Consider the following 3,797-nt stretch of genomic DNA (forward strand, 5'->3'; position numbering starts at 1 on the left):
CCGATACCATCCGGGAAAGGTTTGACCAGACCATGAGATCGTCCTTCAGGGAACGCCGTTCCTCGTTAAGCGCGCGGCGGCGGCGGATTTTTCGGATGATCACATAAATGACAAAGGCGGAAATAACGAGAAGAATGATGAATACCAGAATGCCCAGGGGGTTCCCGAAAAGAGATGTGAAAAAATCGGGGCCTTCCTCAGTGACTTCGGCGGCGACGTTTTTGAGATTATCCATTATTTCTGCTCCTTCTTTGCGGCGGCAGCGTCATTTTCAGAGAAGCTCTTCCCGGCATTGCCGGCGGGCGCCGGGCTATCTTCAGGAGCCTGGGCGTCATCAGCAGGGATGTCGCGCTCCTTTAAAATTTCTCTGGCATCGGGATCGGGGTTGTAAAACGAGCTTCCCGTGTCGGCGGCATCCGACTCAGATCCGGCCCGAAATATGGTGTTACCGGTACCGCCTACGAGATAATCCTCGCTGGGGGAGGCGGCGCGCATAGCCTGTCTGATGCTGCTTCTGAATGAAGCAGTGCTGGCCTGTATGGAGAGCCCGTTAAGGACAAAGCACATCAGCGTTACCAGAACCATGACGGCGAGAATCTTGAAGCTTCTGTAGGTGTTCCAGGACTTGTCGACCGAGGCTGCCGACGGCTTCCGGGTCAGACAGATCTGGTCGTAGCCCTTTTTCAGGCGCCCCTCCAGCATTTCTGCTGAAGCTTGCATTCTCCGGATAACCTCAACGGGTTCTCTGCGGTAGGCGCCGTCGAAGCCAAGTCCCAGCATGATGTAGTAAACGGTGAGAATGTCAGGATTCTTTTCCACCCGGACGGCTTCGTCAAACAGATCAAAAAACTTGTCATCGCCGGAGAGCTCGTTGTAGCTGTGAGCCATGGGGATATAATCCCGGGAAAAGGAGAAGCCGGACTCCTTGACGGTGTAGTCAATGAAAAAGATCAGGGGGTATTCGATTTTCCGAAAATCAGCCTTCAGGGATTCATGCTTGTCCGCCTGGCGCCTGGCCTCGTTAAGCAGCCGGGTGATGTCTGCGGAAAACTCCTCATACCGGAGTTCGTTGCCGTTTTGTTCGCTGATATAGTAATTGCACATCCGGTAAAGCACGGGACTTACAATTTCCAGAATTTCGCTTGCTGCCATTTTCTGCTCCTGATGCTTATCTGTTTCATTCCTGTCTCAGCATGTCCTGACGGATTCCTGCTTTCTTTGCTGCCACGGTCATTTTTTCCATTGGTTTCAGCTCTCGCCGTTGTCAATGAGGATGTACAGCTTTGCGGAAAACTTTCCGTTCATGGAGGGGGCATAGTCCAGCACCATGGCTCGGTCATCCATGATATAGCGCCACATGCGGGCTGATTCGTCCTTCATCACCTTGAAGTAGACAGTATTGCTGCTCATTACCGGCAGATAACGGGGCGGGAAGCGGGAATGGCAGAGCCGCACGCCGCGTACCCGGCTGTCAATGGAGCCCCTGTCAATAAGACGGAAGCTGTCCCCGGATTCGATTTCTCCTATGAGATCCTTCCAGCTGATATCGCCTTCGAAGGCAATGAAGAAATCACCGGCGCCGGAAATCTTTTCGGGAGAGAAGGCTGCTACAAGCCGGGTGCCCGCCTCATCGGGCAGGAAATCCGCAGTGATGAACTCGGCTTTTCCATGGGCATTCAGCGCGGCGCTGATGTTCTTTATGGCCGCGCTGAAAATGCCGTAGAGATTGTAATGGTCATAGGCGGGTATCTCACCGCTGTCAGACAGGGGGCTAATTGCTCTCAGGGAGGCCAGCAGCCTGGCAAGGGTCTGGTACAGCTGAAACGGCGCGGTCTTGTCGGGTACCAGAAGATTGGTGAGTTCGGCGATGCTGACGTTCAGGCACTGGAGCTCCATGATGCGGAGCACGGTGGCTCCTGTGGCCAGATTGGGCTCGAAGCCGGAATTTTCAATGTCGGACAGCAGCCGGGATTTGCAGCTTTTGAGCTCAAAAAGGAGATCCTGGGACATGATAAAAATATTGGAGTCCCGGGAGAGCAGAACCGTGGGAGGAGTATAGGGCACTCTTTCCAGAATCGCGGCTCCGGCTCCGGCTGAGGTCCATTTCAGCTTAATAAGCGGGAGGGTGGCGCAGTCTGATGCCTTCTTGGGATCCGTAATCAGCCGGACGCTGAGACTTCTTTTAAACACGGTGGTCTCGTTGTCGCCCGTATTCTCGTCCAGCACGGAGGTTTCATGGAGGAGGTAGCGCCGGCGTTCCCGGGAATCATCCTGGCAGAGATTGGGTTCTGTGGCCGAATAGTAGGGCACCGCCAGGTAGACCGTGATTTCGGAGGACGGATCTTCGGGATCCGGCTCCAGGGAACAGGGGGTAATGGCGCAGTTGCCTGGCATGGACAGAAACAGGCCGTCCGGCATTACCGCGGAAATGGAATTTACCACGATGCGGCGGGATTTGAGAGCCTCCAGGTCGATTTCCACATTGCAGATGCCCTCCATATATGGAATGGCCAGTCCGGTGTGGGCATTCATGGCGTCATTAATCACGCGCTGCAACTGCTGAAAGTGATGGGGCTGCAGGAAGAGTCCTTCGCTCCAGTGAAGAAACATGGGGTATTTCACATCATTCTCCATTCCAAAGCGCGGCAGTCCTTTCTGAGGGTGGCGTCATGATGATTTCCTCGAACTGCCGCATTTCATTTATGAGCCCCGGTCAAGGCGGCAAACCATGCGGGGCGGGTAGCGTCTTTATCGAAACGACTTAATTGAAAACAGAGGGTCTTAAGTCAGCTCCTCCGGGCAAATCCGGAGGTCAGGGCCTGTCCGGAGGCTCGGTGCCGGGTACTACCTCCCGGCATTCCATATTGCCTAAAGGATCTCCGGGCTTTGGCGGCTTACCGGTTTTGCCGGGCACGCAGCGGAGTTCCATGCTGCGGGGTTCCTTGGCGGTTTCAGGAGCTTCCGGAAGGTCATTCTCTGCATCCTCCTCGGTGGTTCTGACAATTCCGGCCCCGGCAATTTTCAGATAAAGATCCGGGTTGTCATCAAAAAAACCGGTGGGGATTTTATAGACGAATTTCCGGGGATCCAGCTTGTCATCGGATTGTTTTTCATCCTCGCTGTCCTGGTTTCCCATGAGAGGGAGATTAACCAGCACTACCAGATATTCCGGCGAGCGGCCCATGAGCTTTTTATATTCCGGCGTGCCGGCGCGAAAGGTTCTCTTTCTGAGGTTGCGGTCGGAAAACCGGTAGGTCACCGGATCAAAGTACTGACGGAGAGAGCTGCCGGATTCAAAATACTTTTCAGGAGAGTACTTTGAAAGTCTGATGACTTCCTCCTGCCGGGCTCCCAGCACGTCCGTCTCGAATGTGGGGTAGTGGCCGTAGGTTTTGGCCAGATCCTTCGAGGGGTAGATGCTGACATCAAAGCTGGCTGGGGTGCCCTGTTCCGAAGAGCATCCCAAGAGGGATCCCGTCAAAAGCAGGACGGCCCCGTAATGCGTGCAGGCTTTCATGATGCTAACCCTTGAATCTCTCGAATTTCGGAGCGGCGGCAGACTTCTCGGAAACGGATTCCGGCGTTTCAGCGACAGGCTGCGGATTTGCCGGGGCCTTTTTGCCCAGAAGTCCGTCAAATTCCGAAAGACCGGGCTTCTTATGGGGCGGCACGCGATCCTTCATGAACTCGGACCAGTTGTTCTTCCCGAATCCCACTTCCCGGCCGATTTCAAAGTAAAGCTTCATCCTCTCCTGGAATTTCCGGGTGCCTCCCGGAGTCAGGGCGCATTTCAAAAG

Annotated in this window: 4 protein-coding genes and 1 pseudogene; all 5 read right to left on the minus strand. The window is 54.6% G+C overall.

The window, feature by feature from the left end:
* Window positions 1-235, minus strand: a 235-nt coding sequence (locus tag ACJROR_RS08385) for a hypothetical protein (protein ID WP_406546736.1), incomplete at its 3' end; no start/stop codon positions are given.
* Window positions 235-1,152 carry a DotU family type IV/VI secretion system protein gene (locus tag ACJROR_RS08390; protein ID WP_406546737.1) on the minus strand — a complete coding sequence of 306 codons (918 nt, stop codon included), beginning with the start codon at window positions 1,150-1,152 and terminating at the stop codon, window positions 235-237. The genes ACJROR_RS08385 and ACJROR_RS08390, both read right to left, overlap by 1 nt.
* 96 nt (window positions 1,153-1,248) lie before the next feature.
* Window positions 1,249-2,622, minus strand: coding sequence for a type VI secretion system baseplate subunit TssK (gene tssK / locus ACJROR_RS08395; protein WP_406546738.1), 1,374 nt, complete (start codon window positions 2,620-2,622; stop codon window positions 1,249-1,251).
* 190 nt (window positions 2,623-2,812) lie between these two features.
* A complete protein-coding gene (locus ACJROR_RS08400) occupies window positions 2,813-3,517 on the minus strand; it encodes a hypothetical protein (RefSeq protein ID WP_406546739.1) in 705 nt (234 codons plus the stop codon).
* 4 nt (window positions 3,518-3,521) lie between these two features.
* Window positions 3,522-3,797, minus strand: a pseudogene (locus tag ACJROR_RS08405) (hypothetical protein); the annotation flags it as partial.

The sequence above is a fragment of the Succinimonas sp. genome (assembly GCF_045225735.1).
Taxonomy (GTDB): domain Bacteria; phylum Pseudomonadota; class Gammaproteobacteria; order Enterobacterales; family Succinivibrionaceae; genus Succinimonas.

Bases quoted from the DNA above. Each gene is read 5' to 3' on its own strand.
- ACJROR_RS08400 (WP_406546739.1), bottom strand. From the start codon at position 3,517: ATGAAAGCCTGCACGCATTACGGGGCCGTCCTGCTTTTGACGGGATCC.
- ACJROR_RS08390 (WP_406546737.1), bottom strand. From the start codon at position 1,152: ATGGCAGCAAGCGAAATTCTGGAAATTGTAAGTCCCGTGCTTTACCGG.